This is a genomic window from Pseudomonas sp. LBUM920, from assembly GCF_003852315.1.
Lineage (GTDB): Bacteria > Pseudomonadota > Gammaproteobacteria > Pseudomonadales > Pseudomonadaceae > Aquipseudomonas.
Map to the genome: position 1 here is coordinate 2,491,513 of NZ_CP027762.1, position 18,190 is coordinate 2,509,702.

An 18,190-nucleotide genomic window follows, 5' to 3' on the forward strand; every position below is an offset into this window, starting at 1 on the left:
CTATCGTCGTGTTCAATGCGGAAGCCAGTTTTACGTGATGAGCGGGCTTGCCCACCGTTGGCTGCGTAGCAGCCCCAAAACTGGACGCTTATCGGCCGGTTAAATCGCGTCGCCCCTCTTTTGGCTGCCGGACGACCCAGCGCGGTCAAGCTCGCCAAAGGGGCCAAAGATTGATTGGTTTATAAGTTTGTTTTCTTTATTTTTTATTTGAGGCTTTACTACTTTCCAATGCTGAAGCAACGTGCCTCAACCACGTTCGGGCGCTCTCCCATTCGTTAAGGTAATAGTAGTAGCATCCAATATCGGCGAATAGATAATCTTGGGGCGCTTGTTCGGTTTTTTGGGATGTTATTAATCTATGTAATTCTGATTGCACTTTGAATAATGTGTCTGCAGAGACGTCAGAGATAAAGAAGTCAATTACATCGCTCGCGCTTTTGTGGTCTTCCATCCAATCCTGATTGAAATACCCTGCAAGGAATTGCTGTAGCTCGGGATAGTCTTGGTTCATGGGTTTGGAAATCCAGTATGAATTCGGTAACCATTATGCATGTTTTCATCTCTGCGAATGATAAGGTAGATTTCTGTTCCCGGAACGGCTGCTGTCGTGTTCTTTTTAAAGCTAGTACCTAGAGGTTCTTCAGTTTTTTGAATAATGACGATCTGATTGTTTTGCCCTGCAAGGAAGTTATTTATTTGGGTTTTGTTGTCATCTAGTACAGTTGATACTGCGAACTCTGCTGTGGCGCGATCATGAAAAGTAGAAGCCGCTGGGATGTTTGGTTCCTGCTGTAATCGATCCAGCAATTGTCTATCAGTTCGACCGATATGCTTTTGCATTAGATGCCCTCCTGCCCGCTCGTGCGCGGCTAAACCTCCTCCTGGAACTATTTTGCTGTACGGACCTTCAGGACAGTTCGTGTTCTTACAACTCAGATCCCAACGGATCTACCCACCCCGTCGGGTTAGGTACGTACTGGTACGCATTGATCCCACCCGCCAGCTTCACCGGGTCGGGTGTCAGGTAACGACCAATATCTGGATTGTAGTAGCGATGGCGGTTGTAGTGCAGGCCGCTTTCTTCGTCGAAGTATTGGCCTTGGAAGCGCAGCGGGTTGTTGACTTTGTTTATGTCGAGGCGACTGATCTGGCCATAGGCACGGTAGTGCGCGGACCAGACGATTCCGCCGTCGGGGCGGTGAGCTCCTGCGGGGTGCCGAGGTGGTCGAGTTGGTAGTGGAAGGGCTGGGTGTCTTTCGGGCCGAAACCTTCCAGCAGTGCTAAGGGCCGAAAGCTGTCCGGTTCGTAGAGGTAACTGCGATGCCTTTCCGCGTGATGCTCCGCAACCAGCTTGTCGCCTTGCCAGAAAAACTCAGTGGTTATCCCATCAACGGTTTTGCTGATACGCCGACCGAACGGGTCATAGCGATAGCTGGCCGTTTGCCCGTTCGGCTGGGTAATGCCGATAAGCCGATGCTGGCAGTCGTAGCGGTACTCGGTAACGAGTTGATGGCCCTTACCGCGTCTTTGGCGGATCAGATTGCCGAACGCGTCATAGTCATAATGATGATCGCCTTGGATCACCAACCGATTCCCCGCCACGATGTCCGGGCCGGGTCGGTCCTGCATCAGCAGGTTGCCGGCCGGGTCGTGGCCGAAGCGCTCTTGCACGTCTTGCGAGTGATCCGCTCGAGTCAGGCGGGCGAGGGGGTCGTAGTGGTAGTGATGCTCGCCTTTACGAGTGTCGAGCAGGCGGGTGAGGTTGCCGGATTTGTCGTAGTCGTAGTGGCGGCGGTAGAGCTTGTGTTCCTCTTGCGTCACCGCGTGGGCGTGTAGACGGTTTTGGTCGTCGTAGTCGTAGTGGCTGAGGAGCTGGCCTTGTTGGCGTTGGCGTTCTTTTCCGGTTTTGAACAGGTGAGAGGTGAGGGTTTTGCCGTTCAGCTCGACGGTGGCGAGGTGGCCGCTTTTGTCGTGGTTGAAGGTGAGGCGGTTGTTATCCGGCAGGCGCAGGTTTTTCAGCTGGCCGCAGGCGCCGCTGCATCTCCCTGCGGGTTCTTCGCAGCGGCCGGCACATCATCCACATGTTCCTGGCGCACCAACGCCGTCCGCTGCGTCTTGCTGCGAACCGCAGGCACCGGGTTGGATACCAACTGATCCCCAGCCTTTAACGGCGCAACCGGCACCGTCTTGATCGGCGTCGCCGCACTACTCAACAGCAACGGCTTAACCACCTCGGCATGCGACTCCAACCGGGGCATCACCAGCTTTTTAGCCAGCAACTCCAGCAAATCCCGCCCGCGTCCAGACTTCATGTGCCCCAGTACCTGCGTACCCAGACGCACCGCCACGCCCATACCCGCCGTCGCCCAGATCAGCAGCAGGTTGATCAACACCTCGCCAGTGATTTGCCCCATCAGCTCATTCATTTCTTGCGGTGGCAGCATGCGCATCCAGCTGACCATCGCCGACACATAATGAACAACAGCGGCTCATCGCTGAGCACCAGCAGGCCGATGGCGATCGCGTCGTTGCCGAGCTTCAGCAGCTCATCGAGTTCGGTTTGGGAGATGTAGTGCAGCAACTTTTCGCTGTTAGGCTTGATGTCCGCCAACATGTCGTACAGCTGCGTTATGTTGTCCCACAGGCTGTAAAGCGCTTTGCCCATGCCATTGAGAAAGGCTGCCTCCAGCAGCCGACGCCGGTCCAGCGGAGTAGCGTCCGTATAGGTTTTCCACTGCGCCTGAAACGTGCCGTTCCACTCGTCGCGCAGACGCACGTCCAGATCTCCGATCACCGACTGATAAGACGCATACAGCGCCTTGACGTGATCCTTGGAAACGTTGGGATAGAAATTGATTCGGTACTACTGGTTGCGATCACACTCGGTGATTTCGAGAATGCCGCTGGGGCCGATGGTCTTGTGGATCGGCTCGCCCAGGGGGCCACCGTTGGGGTCGATGCGTTGCAACACCACGGGCGTGTTGCCAATGGGCACGAACTGAGTACTCTGGAACATGTGCACCAGGGTCAACGTGCCGTTGGCCTGGCAGGTGACGACGGTGCTGCTGGGAATGATCGAGCGGTTAATGGGGGCGACCAGCGCCACTTCCTCCCCGACTTTAAACACCTGCTCGACATCCAGCGCCGAAAAGCTCCAGAAGCTGGACGCCCATTCATCAAAGGTGTTCAGGCATTCCCGAAAGTCACGCAAGACGGTTTCAACATCGACCGTCTTTGCATCCATTGGGGCCAGGGCCAGCCTGCCGATGGCCGTGTTCAAGCGGCAGCCCCATGAACCGAGGCTTTAACCGAAGAAACCATCTGCAATCCCTCGCACTGTGTGATCAGGCAAAGGACTTTGCAGAGGTTTTCAGGCGATATCTGTAGAGCTTATCCGGCGGTTACGTGGGATGTTTCGGTAGTCTTCGTCCTCTCCCGCCCAAGCACCAAGCTGCACAGCGCCGGCAGGAACAACAGCGTCAACACCGTGCCCACCAGCACGCCGCCAATCAGCACATAGGCCAACGAAGACCAGAACACCGACAGCGTCAGCGGGATAAACGCCAGCGCCGCTGCCAACGCCGTCAAAATCACCGGCCGTGCGCGGCGCACGGTGGCTTCGACAATCGCCTCGCGAATCGCCATGCCGTGCTCCTGGTTCTGGCGGATCTGATCGGTAAAGATCAGCGTGTTGCGCATCAGGATGCCGCCAATCCCGATCAGGCCCAGAATCGCGTTAAACCCGAACGGCTGGTTGAACAGCAATAAGGTCGGCACCGCGCCGATCAGGCCCAGGGGCGCGGTGGCGAAGACCATGAACATCACGCCGAACGAGCGCACCTGGAACATGATCACGGTGAGCGTCAGCAAAATCATGATCGGGAACAGTGCGGCCAGCGCGACGTTGGCCTTGGCGCTTTCTTCCACCGGGCCGCCGATGTCGATCTGGTAACCGACAGGCAGCTTTGCGATCAGCGGTTGCAGGTCTTTGTACACGGCCATTTCCACGTCGGGCGGTTGTACGCCGTCGATGATGTCGGCGCGCACTTCCACGGTGCTCGCGCGGTTGCGGCGCTTGAGGATCGGTTCTTCCATGACCGCCTGAAAATGCCCGACCTGAGCCAGCGGCACCGAGGTGCCAGCGCTGTTGGTCAGGGTCATATTGTTGAGATTGCCGAGGTCTTCGCGCTGGTTGCCCTGGGCGCGGGCGACCACGGAGACGGTGCGATTGCCTTCGCGCACCTCGGTGATCGGGTTGCCGCTGAGCAAGGCATTAAGCTGCGATTTGACCTCATTGGGCGTGAAGCCCAGCAGGCGCAGGCGGTCCTGATCAAGCACCAGGCGATAGCCGCTGGTGCGCTCGCCCCAATCGAGAAAGGCGTCTTTGGTCAGCTTGTTGGCGGCGACAATGCGACGCACCTCTTCGGACACGCCGCGCAGTACATCCACGTTTGGCCCGGACACACGAAACACCACCGGAAACGGCACGGGCGGGCCGAACAGCAATTGCGTTACACGCACACGCGCAGCCGGGAATTCACCGGCCGCTATGCGCTCACGCATGCGCAGTTTCAGCGCATCGCGGGCATGCGAGTCCGGGGTTTGCACAATCAGCTTGGCAAACGCCGGGTCGGGCAACTCGGGGTTCAGCGACAGGAAGAAGCGCGGCGCGCCGCCGCCCACATAGGTATCGACCAGGCGGGTCTGTGGCTCTTGCAGCAGGGCTTTCTCCAACTGCGCCGCCACCGCCTCGGTGCTTTTGAACGCGCTGCCGGGCGGCATGTACACCTCAAGGATCAGTTCGGAACGGTCAGAGTTGGGGAAGAACTGCTTCTTCACCACGCCCATCCCCAAGCCGCACAGCACAAAGGCCGCCACCACCAAGCCCGTCACCCACCAGCGCCTGCGCACACAGGCTTGGACCACATCACGCAGTTTCTGGTAGTAACGGCCGGCGTAGATGGCGTCGTGGCCGCCCGGCACCGGTTTGATCTGCGGCAGCAATTTCACGCCCAGGTACGGCGTGAACACCACCGCCACCAGCCACGACGAAATCAACGCAAAGCCGACGATCCAGAAGATATTGCCGGCATATTCCCCGGCGCCCGAGCGCGCAAAACCCACCGGCAGAAAGCCGATGATCGTCACCAGCGTGCCGGTCAGCATCGGCGCGGCGGTGGAGCTCCAGGCAAACGTGGCGGCGTGAATCCGGTCAACGCCTTCCTCCAGTTTCACTACCATCATCTCGATGGCGATAATCGCGTCGTCCACCAGCAAACCCAGGGAAATAATCAGCGCGCCGAGGGTAATACGGTCGAATTCACGCCCGGTCAGCAGCATGATCACAAACACCACGGACAAGGTCAGCGGCACTGCGGCGGCCACCACCAGGCCCACGCGAAAGCCCAGCGCCAGCAGGCTGATGACCATCACCACGGCCAGGGCGACGAAGAATTTGAGCATGAATTCATTCACGGCCAGGCTGATGTTTTTCGCCTGGTCGGAGACCTTGGCGAAGTTCACGCCCAGCGGCAGATCGGCCTGGATTTTGGCTTCCTGGGCCTTGAGGCTTTTGTCCAGCTCCAGGCCGTTCCAGTGCTTTTCCATGATCACGCCGAGCATCAGCGCCGGGTCGCCCTGATGGCGAATCCGGTAGCTGGGCGGGTCTTCATAGCCACGGCTGACGGTGGCCACATCGGCAATGCGCAGCACACGGCCGTTGACTTCCAGCGGCACGTTTTCGATCAGCGCGAGGCTGTCGAAGGCGCCGTCGATACGGATATAGGCGCGGGCGCCGGCGGTTTCGACGAATCCCGATGGCGCTACGGCGTTCTGCGCGGCGAGGGCGGCGAAGATCTGATCGGGCTTGATGCCCAGGGTTGCCAGGCGCTCGTAGGAAAACTCCACAAAGATCCGCTGGGCCTGCTCGCCGAGGATGTTGACCTTTTTCACGCCCGGCAGGTTGAGCAAGCCCTGGCGCAGTTCTTCGGCCATTTGCACTTGCTGGCGATGTGGCAAGTGCTCGGCTTCCAGTGCGTAAAGGGCGAAATACACGTCGGAATATTCATCGTTGAAGAACGGCCCGATCACGCCTTTGGGCAGTTTCGACGCTTCATCGCTGAGCTTTTTGCGGGTCTGGTAGAACAGATCCTGGATTTCACTGGGGCGCGTGGACTCTTTGTAGGTCATGCGCATCGACACGAAACCCGGCTGGGCGATGGTCTCGACGCGGTCGTAGTAGTCCAGTTCCTGCAGGCGTTTTTCCAGGCGGTCGGCGACTTGCTCCTGCATTTCCTGGGCGGTTGCGCCGGGCCAGGCGGCGGTGATGGTCATGACCTTGACGGTAAATGAAGGGTCTTCGGCGCGCCCCAGTTGGCCGAACGAGAAGACGCCGGCGGCGAGGATTGCGATGATCAGAAACAGCGTGACTGCGCGGTGTTTCACCGCCAGTTCGGAGAGGTTGATGCCGCGCATGCTCAGTGGTCCTGTTTACGGTTGAGGGCCAGTGCTTGTGCGGGCAGCAGGCGCACCGCGTCACCGCTGTGCAGCAGGTGCGCGCCGAGGGCGACGATGGTCTGGCCGGGTGTGAGGCCGCTGTCGAGCAGGGCATCCTCCTGGCCGAGACTGGCGACCTTGACGGGGGCGAAGCTGACGGTGTCGTCAGCGCCAATCAGCCACACGCCGGTGCCTTGCCCGGCGTCTTGCAACGCGCCGATGGGCACGCGGGTTTGCTGGGCCTGGCCGTTGCCTTGCAGGCGAACGGTGATGGTCGAGCCAAGGGCGAAACGGTCAACGGCGCCGTGCAATACATAGCGCGCGCGGTAGGTGCGGGTGGTCGGGTCGGCGCTGGCGGACAGCTCGCGCAGGGTGGCAGTCACGGCCTGGTCCGGCGCGCCGAAGGGGAACGCCAAGGCTTTTTGTGAGGCGTGGTCGCGTTGGTTTTCGGGCAGGTTGACGATGGCTTCGCGAGCGCCGTCATGGGCCAGGCGCGCGACGATCTGCCCTTCGGCGACGACTTGGCCGCGGTCCACGCGCACATCGGTGATGATGCCGTCGCCGTCGGCCTTGAGCACCGAGTAGGTGCGGCGGTTTTCGATCTGGCTGGCGTCCGATTGCGCCGAAGCCAGCTCAGCCTCGGCGACGCGCAGGTTGGTCGCCGACTGGTCGAAAATCTGCCGCGACACGGCGCCGGTGCTGGCCAGGCGTTGGTAGCGGTTTTCATCATCGCGGCGCTGGCGCACTTGCGCCTGGGCCGCGTTCACGCGGTTCCTGGCCGAGCGCAGGGCCAGCTCGAAGTCGCCGATGTCCAGCACCAGCAGGGTGTCACCACGGGAGACATGTTGGCCGGGGTCGACCTTGCGGTCTATGACCTTGCCACTGACCCTGAAGCCCAGGTCGCTTTCTGTGCGCGCAGCCACTACGCCGGTGTACGCGCTTTGCTGGGTGCCGGCGGCTTCGACTTTGGCCGCGCGCACGGGGCGGGGCAGCGGCACTTCGGCGGCGGTGTCGGCCTTGCTGTTGCAGCCGCCGAGGAGGATCAACAGGGCTAAAGGCGTGAGAAGACGCAGGGGAAGAGGGATCATGACGGGCTCCGGGCTAACCAGTGAATAAAAAATTATGGACATAATTTTTTACGCATATTATGGTCGAAATATAAATTAATCCAGCCCCCGGATATTCCCCATGGCAAACGTCCCGGCCCCCTCGCGAAGCTTGTTATTTTTATTGGTGGCCCTCACGGCACTGGGTGAAGTGTCGACTCAATTGATCATCCCAGGCCTTGGCGCTATCGAGCAGGCGCTGGCGGCGCCAGCCGGTTCGGCGCTGATGGCGTTGTCGGCGTTTGTTGCTGCATTCGGCCTCGGGCAGTTGCTGTTCGGGCCGTTGTCGGACCGTATCGGCCGTCGTCCGGTGCTGATCGGCGGCCTGGTCCTGTATGTGCTGGCGACTTTCTCGATGCTGCTGGTCAACGACATTGGCCAATTCATTGCCGCCCGCGTGTTGCAAGGCCTCGGCGCCTGCGCCGCGCTGGTGTTGGCGCGCACCGTGGTGCGTGACGTGTGGCAAGCCGAAGCCGGGCCGGCCCTGGCGCTGACCATGATCGGCATGCTTTACGCCATTGTCGTCGCGCCGATGATTGGCGGGCTGCTGATCAAGCTGCTGGGCTGGCACGCGCCGATTGTTGTGGCCCTGATCATTGGCAGTGTGGTGCTGGTGTTGGCTGTGCTGTTCTTTCGCGAGAGCAACCACTGCCTCGATCCCACGGCCGGCCATTGGCGTACCCTCGGCGGGCACTACCTGGATTTGCTCAAGGGCCGTCAATACCGGGCGTACGCCGTGGCATTGGCCTGTACCTATGGCGCGATGTTCTCGGTGATTGCGGGTTCGTCGGCGGTGTTTATCAACCTGCTGGGTTTCAGCAGCCTTGAATACGGCATCAATTTTGGCGTGATTGTGTCGATGTTGATCGTCGGTTCCACCTACACTCGGCGGAACATCATGCGCCTGGGACCGCAGCGGATTGTGGCGATGGGCGTGACACTGGTGGCCATCGGCGGCGTATCGGCGGTGCTGATTTACGAGCTGTTCGGCCTGTCGGTGCTGGGCCTGGACATTCCGGTGGCGCTGGTGACCCTGGGCGGTGGCCTGGTGCTCCCCGGCTCGGTCACGGGCGCGGTGATGCCCAACGCTCACCGCGCGGGGCTGGCCGCTGGCCTGATGGGGTTTTCGCAGATGTTTGGTGCGACCTGCAGCGGCCTGTTGCTGAGCCATTTGCGCGATGGCAGTGCCACGCCGATGATCGTCATTGAGGCCAGCTTTGCGGTGTCGGCGTTTGTCGCGTTCCACTTGTTGCGCCAACGTCCGGTCAAGGGACTGTCCTATACGTAGGACGATCAGGGCTGCTTTTGCCGGCTAGTGTTCAGAGGCCGACGGACTTAGGGTGTAGGCACTTTGGAGGTACACCATGAAAAAAATCATCGGCATCTACACCAGCCCCCGCGCCCATTGGGTCGGTGACGGCTTTCCGGTGCGCACGCTGTTTTCCTACGACGCGATGGGCAAGCACATCAGCCCATTCCTGTTGCTGGACCACGCCGGCCCGGCCGATTTCACCCCCACCGAACAACGTCGCGGTGTAGGCCAGCACCCGCATCGCGGCTTTGAAACCGTGACCATCGTGTATGACGGCGAAGTGGAGCACCGTGATTCCACCGGTGCCGGGGGCACGATCGGACCCGGCGATGTGCAGTGGATGACCGCCGCGCGAGGCATCATTCATGAAGAATTCCATTCCGAAGCCTTTGCCCGCAGCGGCGGGGCGCTGGAAATGGTGCAGCTGTGGGTCAACTTGCCGGCCAAGGACAAAATGGCCGACGCCGGTTACCAGACCCTCGTCGACGGCGACATTCCGGTGCTGCCGTTGGCCAACGACGCCGGGCAATTGCGCCTGATCGCCGGTGAATTTTCCGGTACTCAAGGGCCGGCGCGCACGTTCACGCCGATAGACGTGTGGGACTTGCGGCTGAACGCCGGTAAAGCGGTCACGCTGGACCTGCACGCCGGGCGCAATACTGCGCTGGTGATCCTGCGTGGCACCGTGCTGGTCAATGGCGAGGAAGTGGCACGCCAAGGGCAACTGGCGTTGTTCGAGCGCGACGGCGAGCACATCACCCTTGAGGCCAACGACGACGCCAAGGTGCTGCTGCTCAGCGGTGAACCGATTGATGAACCTATCGTCGGCCACGGCCCGTTCGTGATGAACACCGAGCAGGAAATCCACCAGGCATTTGCCGACTACCAGTCCGGTCGTTTCGGACAGATGCAGGCTTGACGGTCGAGCGCAAACCCCTGTGGGAGCTGGCTTGCCTGCGATAGCATCACCTCGGAGCCACTGATACACCGAGGTGTCGGTATCGCCGGCAAGCCAGCGCCCACATTTTGTTTTCCAGCGTTCCCGATTCATGCGATCTTCTGAGCATTCGCCCTGGAGTCGCCTGGATGCCCTCATTTATTGCTGATCACCCGATGTTGTGCGCCGTGGCGCTGATCTTTATCGACATTGCCGTGTGGCGGCTTATTTCCGTCAACCTCGCCAACTGGAAGCTGGCGGCGCGGTTGGCGATCTTTGCCGTGTACAGCGCCGTGCTGTTCAACGACGGCATGAACCCCATGCAGCTCGCGCCGTACACCGACAACACCGCCTTGCACCTGTCGGCTACTGCTTTGCAGATCGGCTGGTGGCTGTTCGCCGCACGAACCCTGACGGTATTGCTCGGTGCGGTGATGATGCAACGGGTCGGCCATGGTGGGCGCTTGCTGCAGGATTTGATGGGCGCGGTGATCTTCCTGATCGCGATCATCGCCGCCATGGCCTACGTGCTCGACCTGCCGGTCAAGGGCGTGCTCGCCACCTCCGGCGCGGTGGCGATCATTGTCGGCCTGGCGTTGCAAAGCACTTTGAGCGACGTGTTTTCCGGGATCGTGCTCAACACCACCAAGCCGTATCAGCTGGATGACTGGATCTCCATCGACGGCACCGAAGGCCGCGTCACCGATATCGACTGGCGTGCCACGCGCCTGCAGACTTCCCAGGGCAGCATGGCGGTGATCCCCAATTCTCTGGCGGCCAAGGCCAAGATCATCAACTTCTCACGCCCCGCCGACATGTTCGGCCTGGCCGTCAGCCTGCAAGTCAGCCCGCATGCGCGTCCGCAAATCGTGATTGAGGCGCTCGAGCGCGCCATGCAAGGGTGCCGGCCGCTGCTGGCCAACCCCGCGCCGAGCGTGGCATTCAAGACCTCCGCCAGTGGCGGCGTCGAGTATGAAATCAGCGGCTTTGTGCCAGCCATGACCCTCAAGCGTGAAGTGCGTAACCAGCTTTACGATTTGGCTTTCAGGCACCTGCAGGCGGCGGGTGTGGGGTTGCTGTCCGCCACCGAAAGCGGCGCGCCGCCAGCGCTGTCCGGCGCACGCGCATTGCTGGAGCGCTCGTCGATTTTCTCCACGCTGCGCCAGGAGGAGAAAGACACCTTCAGCCAGAACATGACGCTGCACACTTACCGTGCTGGCGAAATGATCCTGCCGGCGGGGGAGGTCAGCGATCATTTGTTTATCGTCGAGTCCGGTGTGGTCTCGGTGATGCTGATCAAGGGCGGTCACAAATTCGAAGCCGGGCGCATGGGGCCGGGTGAAGTGATTGGCGAGGCGGGGATTCTGTCCGACCAGGCGGCGCTGGCGGACTTTTCCGCCAAGACCTTCTGCACCCTGTACCGCATCGAGAAGGAATACCTCAAACCCTGCCTGGACGCGCGGCATGACATCAGCGAAGCGATGAAGGCGCTGCTGGATTTTCGCGTGCACGCAGCGCAGGCCATGACCCAGGAATCGCCGGTGGTGCCAGTCAAAAAAGGCTTTTTGCAGTGGTTGCGCAGTCGCGGGTTGTAAGCGCTCAGGGCGCCATCGCGACGCGGTAGCGCTGGTCAAAATCATCCGCCAACTGCGCCAGCGTTACATCGCCCAAGCGCGCGATCAATAGCGCCTGCGCCTGGTCGAATGCGTCCGTGAGGGCCGCGTTTACGGCCTGTTCCACCAGGCATTGCGGGTGGTCGGTGGACAGGCCAATGGCGAAAATCGACGGCGTGCCCAGCGCGTTGTGAATATCCAGCAAGGTGATGTCGCTCAAGGGTTTGCCCAGCGTCCAGCCGCCCTGATGGCCTTTTTCCGAGCGCACATAGCCCTTTTCCTTGAGCAACCCCAGGGTGCGTCGCACCACCACCGGGTTGGTGCCTAGCATCTGCGCGATGGTTTCCGAGGTGGCGCGCTCTTCATGGCGGCCCATATGGATCAGCACATGCAGCATGCGCGAGAGGCGGGTGTCGTTTCTCATCAAATAATCCCCAGTCGAGTCGGCGCAAAGTATCGTTTGTAACCTGAAAAGTTGCGAGACGCTTGACGCGGTATTTTTACGTAACTTACGGTGTGTCGTGAAAGCGCACGGATAACCGTGCGCGCAACACACGAGGTCACGTTCATGGTGCACGACGTCATTATTGTGGGCGGCAGCTATGCCGGCCTGTCTGCAGGCCTGCAGTTGGCGCGGGCGCGGCGCAAGGTGTTGATGATCGATGCCGGTCAGCGGCGCAATCGCTTTGCCGCCACCTCCCATGGTTTTCTCGGTCAGGACGGCCAGTCACCCGATGTCATCGCCGCCGAGGGCCGCAGCCAACTGATGGAGTACCCGACGGTAACCTGGGTGCAGGACAGCGTGATCACAGCCGTCGTGCAGCAGGGCGGTTTCAGTGTGCGCACCCAGTGCAATGGCGAGTTCAAGGCCAGACGCCTGATCCTCGCCACCGGTGTGGTCGACGAATTACCCGCCATCGAAGGCCTGCAGGAACGCTGGGGCACACGCGTGTTTCATTGCCCTTACTGCCACGGCTATGAACTCGACCAAGGCCGCATCGGCGTATTGGCCACCTCCGCGCTGGCGATGCATCACGCGCTGATGCTGCCGGATTGGGGCACCACCACCTTGTTCACCAATGGCGTGTTCACGCCGGATGCCGAACAGCAGGCGCAGTTGGATCGACGGGGAGTTTCAGTGGAAAGCACAACCGTCACGCGCATCAGCGGCGAACGCGCCGACCTGGAATTGGCAGATGGCCGCGTCATTGCGCTGGACGGTGTCTTCACCCTGTCGCGCACCCGCATCAGCCCGTTGGCTGCGCAATTGGGGTGTGAATTGGCCGACGGCCCCACGGGCGCCTATGTGCACACCCATGAAACGCGCCAGACCTCCGTGACCGGTGTGTTTGCCTGTGGCGATACCTCGCTTGCCGCCGGCTCCGTGGCGCTGGCGGTGGGCGAGGGCGTGCGCGCCGGCGTGGGCGCGCACTTTTCGTTGATCAACGGGTGAGGTAGACCGGGCTGGCGGTGGACAACGAAGCTTTCACCGCGTGGGTCATGTCAGTGATCAATGCTTCTTCACGGTCTTCGCTCAGGGCTTGCAAGGTGATCGCGACCACTTCCTGGGGCGTGCTTTTCGGTGCCTGGACATCGGCCACCATGTCGGTGTCGATATAGGCCGGGTGCACGCCGATCACCAGGGTATTTTGCTCGCGCAGTTCACCGCGCAGGCCGTTGGTCAGGCCCCACTGGGCGGATTTCGACGTGCTGTAGCCGCCGGAGCCGGGCGGGCTCAGCCAGCTCAATACCGAGAGGATATTGATCAGCGCGCCGCCGCCTTGCTTGGCCAGGATTGGCGCAAATGCGCGGCTCAGGCGCAGGGTGCCGAAGGTGTTCACTTCAAAGTGCTGCTGCAGGTTCTCGACACTGTCGTCGGCGAGCAACGAGCCGTACTTCAGAAAGCCCGCGTTGTTGATCAACACGCTGACGTCGGTGCACTGCTCGGTGGCGCGCTGCACGCTGGCCGGGTCGGTGATGTCCAGAGCAATCGGCGTGCTGCCGGGAATGTTCACGCTGGCCGGGTCGCGCGCCGCTGCATACACCTTGGCCGCGCCCGCTGCCAGCAGCGCAGTCACAAAGGCTTTGCCCAGGCCACGGTTGGCGCCGGTGACCAACACCACTTTTCCACGAATATCCATGATCAGCTCCCGCGATAAATTAGGTTTAATAATGAAACCTTTTTTATCCTGAGCCTGTTGGTCCTATAATGCAACCGAATATTTCTGATTGCTGGAGGCCCGACGATGAAACGCAAATGCCTGGAAGGCGACGGCTGCCCGGTCGCCCGTGCGTTGGATGTGGTGGGGGATTGGTGGACGCTGTTGATCATCCGCGACGCGTTTGCCGGGGTGACACGCTTCGGCGACTTTCAGAAACACCTGGGCGTAGCGAAAAACATCCTCGCCACCCGCCTCAAGGACATGGTCGAGCAAGGCCTGCTGCACACCAGTGAGGTCGGCGCGCGCAATGAATACCAACTGACCGACAAGGGCCGCGCGCTGATGCCGGTGCTGGTCACGCTGGCTCAATGGGGCGAGGCGCACACTGAGCCTGAGCATGTCAGTGCGCGCGTGCTGGATGCGCGTTCGCTCAAGCCGCTGCGCAAGGTCGAGATCGTGTCTGAGGATGGCCGGGTGCTGGGCCTGGAAGACATCGTTACGCAAGCGCCGGTGGCTTGATGCGGCGTAGTCGCTGGACTGTACAAGACCGCCTCCCAGTGGTGAGCGGGTTAACGCCCCGTCCGGTGTACGGAGGTCTTCCAGGAGAGGAGACACGCCATGATCACCGACTTTGAAAGCAAGACCAGCTCCCAGGGGCTAACCGTCAAGCTGTACCGCGGCGAGGGCGCTGCGCTGCTGGCGTTCGACCTCGCGCAAGACCTGGCGCCGCCCGCCTTCGTGGGCTTCAGCATCGAAGTGCGCTGCCCCGGCGCCAACCACTGGGGCGCAGGTCAAGCGCCTGCATTTTCCCAGCCAGCAGCACAACAAAGTGCTGATTGTGGGGCGCGCGGGCAAGGCCATACGTGTGCTCGGCGGCTCCACCAGTCTCGCCCTGCGCGGCCTGTATATTCAGGCCAACAACGTGCTGCTGTTCGACGATGAAAACGTGGCCGGCAAGTGTGCCGAGGTATTCGACGCCTACCGGACCGCGCCCGCGACCTTGCGCAAGCATCCGCTTTCACCGCAGTGCTGGGAGGTGCGCGATCAGCCCGGCTCAAAAGTCTCACTGTGCTTTGCGCCCCACGCCGACGGCGCGCTGTCCCTGAACCCTATCGCCACCAGCATCGGGCAAGCCAGCAGTTCGGTGTTGTATTCCATCGTGTTCCTCAGCCAGATCAACGGCAAGGTGCGTGACGCCCAAGATCGCCGTGGTGCATGCCATCGAGGCGTTGCGCCTACTCGATCACTTCCACTTTCGCGTCAATGCCGGCCAGCCCTGCGTGCTGCACGCCTTGCGCCTGGCCAAACCGCCGGCTGCGGGGAGAACCCCTGGTTCGATGCCTGCCATCGCCCCGGCCATGTGAAGGCGCGGGACCGGAATTGTTCGTGAAGTAGCCAGGTTCAGCCGTCCACCAGTTGTTGAAACAGCGGCGTCAGCAAGTCGATCAACACCTGCGGGTCGGCCTTGGCCAGCGCCGACAGTTCGAGCATCTGGCGCATCACTTGAAAGCCTGACACCAGCGCCATCACCAGCGCTGCGCGCTCTTCGCGATGCGCGCCCTGGAGCGCGGCGGCCATGGTCGCCTGGTGGCCTTTTTCGACGTGCTCGCGGCCAATCGCCGTCGCGCGCTTGCTCGACGCCGAGTGCAGCATAATCAGGAAGCCATCCAGCGGCGTGCTGCCCGCTTCGGTGATGCTGACTAACGCGGTGGCGAGGGTGCGGCCGAGGGTTGCCGCGCTGAGGTTGCCTTGCGTCAGGGCGCGCGGGTTGGCCAGCGCCTCGGCGATCACTTCGGCAAACAGCTGCTCCTTGGAGACGAAATAGCGGTTGACCAGCATTACGGTCACCCCCGCGCCTGCGGCGATTTCTCCCAGCCCGGTGTCATCGTAGCCTGATCGGGCAAACGCCTTGCGCGCAGACGACACGATGGCTTCGCGGGTGACGGCGGCATCGCGCCGGCGAGGAATGGGGTTGGGCATTGGCGTCCTGACGTGGCTGGGAACTGTGGGCGCGCAACCGGTGCGCGCCGACAGGGTACAGGGTCTATTTGCTGTCGAGGAAGTCCAACAGCGCGGCATTGAACAACGCCGGGTCTTGCAGGAAGGCGAAGTGGCTGGTGTTCGGCAGAATCAGCAGGCCGGCACCCGGAATGGTCGCGGCGATGTACTCGGTGTGTTCGCGCTTGATCGCTTCGTCATGGTCGCCATCCACCACCAGAATCGGGGTCTTGATGCTCGCCAGTTGCGCGTCGGTCCAGTTCGGTTGGCTGGCCCACATATGGCTGATCTGCTCGACAAACGCGTCGTACTCTTTGGGCGTCGGCGACAGCTTGGCGTACTCCTTGCCAGCGCGTTCGATGAAGGCGGCGAAGGTCGGGTTTTTCTCGACCGCGTCTTTGACGCCGGACGTCTGGGTGTTGGCGGCGAAGGCGAACACTTTGCCGATGCGGTCCGGGTGGCGCAGCGCCAGGTCAATGCCGATGATCGCGCCGTCGCTCCAGCCGACGATATCGGCACGCGGGATTTTCAGGCTGTCGAGCACAGCCACTACATCATCCGCCATCAAGTCGTAGCCGTAGGGTTTGTCATCCCGCGAACTGCGCCCGTGGCCACGGCTGTCGATACTGATCACCGTGTGCTTGGCCGCCAGGGCCTTGACCTGGTTGCCCCAGTAATCCGAATTGGACAAGCCACCGTGCAGCAACACCACCGGCGAGCCGTGGCCGGTGCGTGTGTAATAGACCTTGATGCCATTGACGGCGGCGTAACCGGTTTTGGCACCGGCCACCGGTGCTGGGGTGGGCGGCAGGGTTTCCCAGCGTTCGGCAGCGTGGACCGCAGAGAAAGACAGCATCAGGCAGGCAACTGCCAGCAGGCGACGTGACATGGCGATTCCTTTTTTGCAGTGAGAAGGCGCTGAACTCTAGCATTGGCCTCGGTGTTGAAAATATGCATTTTTGTCTATCGAAACTCACCGAATGAGAGAAAAAAATGCAGTTATATCAATGGAATAAAACCGTCTAAGTGCTCAGGGTGATTTTCTTCAATACCACGCACGTTCAGCGCTTTACCGTGGTGCCATCTTCGCTTGACACAACAAAAAGGAATCGCAATGAGCTTGATCCTCTCCATGGCCGCCTTCGCCCTGGCCACCTCCATCACACCGGGCCCCGTCAACGTGGTCGCGCTCAGCGCCGGCGCGCGCTTCGGCTTTGCCGCCAGCCAGAAACACGTGTTTGGCGCCGCCGTCGGCTTCACCTTGCTGCTGGTGCTGATCGGCCTGGGCCTGCATGAAGTGTTGGTGCGCTGGCCGATCCTGACCCAGTTGATCCAGTGGGGCGGTGTCGCGTTTTTGCTGTACATGGCCTGGAAGCTGGCGGTGGACGATGGCCGGCTCGACGCTGATGGGATCGCCACTGCGCCGTCGATGCTTTACGGCGCGATCATGCAATGGCTCAACCCCAAAGCCTGGCTGGCCTGTGTGGCAGGGATGGGGTTGTTTGTGGCGGACGGCGATGCGGGCCAAGTGTGGCTGTTTGCGGCGCTCTACCTGGTGATCTGCTACCTGTCGGTGGCGTGCTGGGCATACGCCGGGACGTTCTTGCGACGCTACCTGAGCAACCCGCAAGGCGTACGCCTGTTCAACCGCTCAATGGCCGCGTTGCTGGTGGCCAGTGTGGGTTATTTGCTGATGGCTTGAGCAAGTCGCGGTATTGCCCCGGCGTAGCGGCGAAATGCTGTTTGAATGCGCGCTGAAAATGCGCCTGGTCGGCAAACCCTGCCGCCAGCGCCACGTCAGCGATCAACTCGCCGTTGCGCAATTGAGTTCGGGCAAACTGGATACGCCGGTTGACCAGAAAGGCATGCGGCGTCAGCCCGTAATACTGCTTGAACGCACGGATCAGATACGACGGCGACAGCTCGGCCGCCAGGCAAATCTCCTCGAGCTTCAACGCCTCGGTGCAGTGCGCGCGGATGTACTCGGCGGCCCGCTCCAGCTTGTGGTTGACCTCCCGCACTGGCGTCAATGAAGGGTTCAGACGCTGTTGCACCTCGGTGAAAAAACTCACCAGCGCGCTCTGTTTTTGCAGCAGTTCGGCGTGCTCATCCAGCAGCATTGCGTACAGCTCGATCAAACCGTTGAACAGTACCGGATCGCGGGTGTAAGGCGTGTTGAACGGCCGATAACCCTGATCGGTACTGAATCCCAGCTGGTATTGCAGGTCGGTCAGCCAAGGCGTGTCGAGGTAAATCATGTGATACGACCAAGGCTGGTCGTAGATCGGATTGCACGCATGCACATCGCCGGGGTTCATCAACACCACCGTGCCGGCGCTGATCTCAAACGTCTGCGCGCCGTAGTGGTAATAACTGCGCCCGGTGGTGATCGCGCCGATGGAAAAATGCTCGTGGGCGTGACGGGTATAAGTGACCTTGCGCCCATCGGCTATGGTCCGCGCTTCGATGAACGGCATGCGCGCATCACGCCAGAAGCGCGGCGCTTGTGCGGGGTCAGCGGTGTTCAGCGACATGGCGGTGGCTCCATCCCTTGAGGAACGAAGGGC

Annotated in this window: 16 protein-coding genes and 2 pseudogenes; 7 read left to right on the top strand and 11 right to left on the bottom strand. The window is 61.1% G+C overall.

The genetic code is table 11. The annotated features are described in order from the left end of the window. Positions 1–196: 196 nt before the first annotated feature. From C4J83_RS11640 to C4J83_RS11655, 5 genes and pseudogenes are all read right to left on the bottom strand, one after another. Positions 197–511, bottom strand: a complete 315-nt coding sequence (locus tag C4J83_RS11640; protein ID WP_124417091.1) for a contact-dependent growth inhibition system immunity protein — start codon at positions 509–511, stop codon at positions 197–199. Then, positions 508–2,031 (bottom strand): annotated as a pseudogene (locus C4J83_RS11645) (RHS repeat-associated core domain-containing protein); the annotation flags it as partial. The pseudogene C4J83_RS11645 and the gene C4J83_RS11640, both read right to left, overlap by 4 nt. Next, a pseudogene (locus C4J83_RS31260) lies at positions 2,025–3,244 on the bottom strand (type IV secretion protein Rhs); the annotation flags it as partial. The pseudogenes C4J83_RS31260 and C4J83_RS11645, both read right to left, overlap by 7 nt. A gap of 146 nt (positions 3,245–3,390) precedes the next feature. Next, entirely contained in the window at positions 3,391–6,474 is a 3,084-nt protein-coding gene (locus C4J83_RS11650; protein WP_124417092.1) for an efflux RND transporter permease subunit, read from the bottom strand. Positions 6,475–6,476: 2 nt separating this feature from the next. After that, positions 6,477–7,583 (bottom strand): efflux RND transporter periplasmic adaptor subunit, encoded by a 1,107-nt coding sequence (locus tag C4J83_RS11655; RefSeq protein WP_124417093.1) that lies wholly within the window; start codon positions 7,581–7,583, stop codon positions 6,477–6,479. Positions 7,584–7,683: 100 nt separating this feature from the next. On the opposite strand from C4J83_RS11655, the gene C4J83_RS11660 reads away from it, so the two are divergent. The 3 genes from C4J83_RS11660 to C4J83_RS11670 all read left to right on the top strand — a co-directional run bounded on the left by C4J83_RS11660 (position 7,684) and on the right by C4J83_RS11670 (position 11,445). Beyond that, entirely contained in the window at positions 7,684–8,889 is a 1,206-nt protein-coding gene (locus tag C4J83_RS11660; protein WP_124417094.1) for a multidrug effflux MFS transporter, read from the top strand. A gap of 76 nt (positions 8,890–8,965) precedes the next feature. Beyond that, positions 8,966–9,832 carry a pirin family protein gene (locus C4J83_RS11665; protein ID WP_124417095.1) on the top strand — a complete coding sequence of 289 codons (867 nt, stop codon included), beginning with the start codon at positions 8,966–8,968 and terminating at the stop codon, positions 9,830–9,832. A gap of 167 nt (positions 9,833–9,999) precedes the next feature. Continuing rightward, positions 10,000–11,445, top strand: coding sequence for a mechanosensitive ion channel family protein (locus tag C4J83_RS11670; RefSeq protein WP_124417096.1), 1,446 nt, complete (start codon positions 10,000–10,002; stop codon positions 11,443–11,445). A 4-nt stretch (positions 11,446–11,449) separates the two neighbouring features. Here the strand turns inward: C4J83_RS11670 and C4J83_RS11675 are convergent, their stop codons facing one another. Continuing rightward, entirely contained in the window at positions 11,450–11,887 is a 438-nt protein-coding gene (locus tag C4J83_RS11675) for an Rrf2 family transcriptional regulator (RefSeq protein ID WP_106580189.1), read from the bottom strand. Between the two features lie 144 nt (positions 11,888–12,031). Here C4J83_RS11675 and C4J83_RS11680 point away from each other — a divergent pair, with 144 nt between their 5' ends. After that, complete coding sequence (locus C4J83_RS11680) at positions 12,032–12,916, top strand: NAD(P)/FAD-dependent oxidoreductase (RefSeq protein WP_106580188.1); 885 nt, start codon at positions 12,032–12,034, stop codon at positions 12,914–12,916. Here C4J83_RS11680 and C4J83_RS11685 read toward each other — a convergent pair. Further along, the gene (locus C4J83_RS11685) at positions 12,906–13,604 is read right to left on the bottom strand and encodes an SDR family oxidoreductase (RefSeq protein ID WP_124417097.1); all 699 of its coding nucleotides are present in this window, start codon (positions 13,602–13,604) and stop codon (positions 12,906–12,908) included. The two genes, C4J83_RS11680 and C4J83_RS11685, sit on opposite strands and share 11 nt — an antisense overlap. A gap of 105 nt (positions 13,605–13,709) precedes the next feature. On the opposite strand from C4J83_RS11685, the gene C4J83_RS11690 reads away from it, so the two are divergent. After that, positions 13,710–14,144, top strand: coding sequence for a winged helix-turn-helix transcriptional regulator (locus C4J83_RS11690; RefSeq protein WP_106580186.1), 435 nt, complete (start codon positions 13,710–13,712; stop codon positions 14,142–14,144). A gap of 138 nt (positions 14,145–14,282) precedes the next feature. On the opposite strand, the gene C4J83_RS30460 is transcribed toward C4J83_RS11690, so the two are convergent. After that, entirely contained in the window at positions 14,283–14,420 is a 138-nt protein-coding gene (locus C4J83_RS30460) for a hypothetical protein (RefSeq protein ID WP_164487923.1), read from the bottom strand. 34 nt (positions 14,421–14,454) lie between these two features. Here C4J83_RS30460 and C4J83_RS11695 point away from each other — a divergent pair, with 34 nt between their 5' ends. Then, complete coding sequence (locus tag C4J83_RS11695) at positions 14,455–15,015, top strand: phospholipase D-like domain-containing protein (RefSeq protein ID WP_124417098.1); 561 nt, start codon at positions 14,455–14,457, stop codon at positions 15,013–15,015. An 11-nt stretch (positions 15,016–15,026) separates the two neighbouring features. Here the strand turns inward: C4J83_RS11695 and C4J83_RS11700 are convergent, their stop codons facing one another. Together C4J83_RS11700 and C4J83_RS11705 are read right to left on the bottom strand one after the other, a co-directional pair. After that, a complete protein-coding gene (locus C4J83_RS11700; protein WP_164487924.1) occupies positions 15,027–15,605 on the bottom strand; it encodes a TetR/AcrR family transcriptional regulator in 579 nt (192 codons plus the stop codon). Between the two features lie 64 nt (positions 15,606–15,669). After that, the gene (locus tag C4J83_RS11705; protein WP_119735414.1) at positions 15,670–16,512 is read right to left on the bottom strand and encodes an alpha/beta fold hydrolase; all 843 of its coding nucleotides are present in this window, start codon (positions 16,510–16,512) and stop codon (positions 15,670–15,672) included. A 225-nt stretch (positions 16,513–16,737) separates the two neighbouring features. Between C4J83_RS11705 and C4J83_RS11710 the strand changes: the two genes are divergently transcribed. Further along, positions 16,738–17,325, top strand: coding sequence for a LysE family translocator (locus C4J83_RS11710; protein ID WP_124417100.1), 588 nt, complete (start codon positions 16,738–16,740; stop codon positions 17,323–17,325). Here C4J83_RS11710 and C4J83_RS11715 read toward each other — a convergent pair. Further along, the gene (locus tag C4J83_RS11715; protein WP_124417101.1) at positions 17,267–18,157 is read right to left on the bottom strand and encodes an AraC family transcriptional regulator; all 891 of its coding nucleotides are present in this window, start codon (positions 18,155–18,157) and stop codon (positions 17,267–17,269) included. The two genes, C4J83_RS11710 and C4J83_RS11715, sit on opposite strands and share 59 nt — an antisense overlap. Between the last annotated feature and the right edge of the window lie 33 nt (positions 18,158–18,190).

Bases quoted from the DNA above. Each gene is read 5' to 3' on its own strand.
- C4J83_RS11640 (WP_124417091.1), bottom strand. From the start codon at position 511: ATGAACCAAGACTATCCCGAGCTACAGCAATTCCTTGCAGGGTATTTC.
- C4J83_RS11665 (WP_124417095.1), top strand. From the start codon at position 8,966: ATGAAAAAAATCATCGGCATCTACACCAGCCCCCGCGCCCATTGGGTC.
- C4J83_RS11670 (WP_124417096.1), top strand. From the start codon at position 10,000: ATGCCCTCATTTATTGCTGATCACCCGATGTTGTGCGCCGTGGCGCTG.
- C4J83_RS11715 (WP_124417101.1), bottom strand. From the start codon at position 18,157: ATGTCGCTGAACACCGCTGACCCCGCACAAGCGCCGCGCTTCTGGCGT.
- C4J83_RS11685 (WP_124417097.1), bottom strand. From the start codon at position 13,604: ATGGATATTCGTGGAAAAGTGGTGTTGGTCACCGGCGCCAACCGTGGC.
- C4J83_RS11655 (WP_124417093.1), bottom strand. From the start codon at position 7,583: ATGATCCCTCTTCCCCTGCGTCTTCTCACGCCTTTAGCCCTGTTGATC.
- C4J83_RS11660 (WP_124417094.1), top strand. From the start codon at position 7,684: ATGGCAAACGTCCCGGCCCCCTCGCGAAGCTTGTTATTTTTATTGGTG.
- C4J83_RS11675 (WP_106580189.1), bottom strand. From the start codon at position 11,887: ATGAGAAACGACACCCGCCTCTCGCGCATGCTGCATGTGCTGATCCAT.
- C4J83_RS11710 (WP_124417100.1), top strand. From the start codon at position 16,738: ATGAGCTTGATCCTCTCCATGGCCGCCTTCGCCCTGGCCACCTCCATC.
- C4J83_RS11700 (WP_164487924.1), bottom strand. From the start codon at position 15,605: ATGCCCAACCCCATTCCTCGCCGGCGCGATGCCGCCGTCACCCGCGAA.
- C4J83_RS11680 (WP_106580188.1), top strand. From the start codon at position 12,032: ATGGTGCACGACGTCATTATTGTGGGCGGCAGCTATGCCGGCCTGTCT.
- C4J83_RS11705 (WP_119735414.1), bottom strand. From the start codon at position 16,512: ATGTCACGTCGCCTGCTGGCAGTTGCCTGCCTGATGCTGTCTTTCTCT.
- C4J83_RS11650 (WP_124417092.1), bottom strand. From the start codon at position 6,474: ATGCGCGGCATCAACCTCTCCGAACTGGCGGTGAAACACCGCGCAGTC.
- C4J83_RS11690 (WP_106580186.1), top strand. From the start codon at position 13,710: ATGAAACGCAAATGCCTGGAAGGCGACGGCTGCCCGGTCGCCCGTGCG.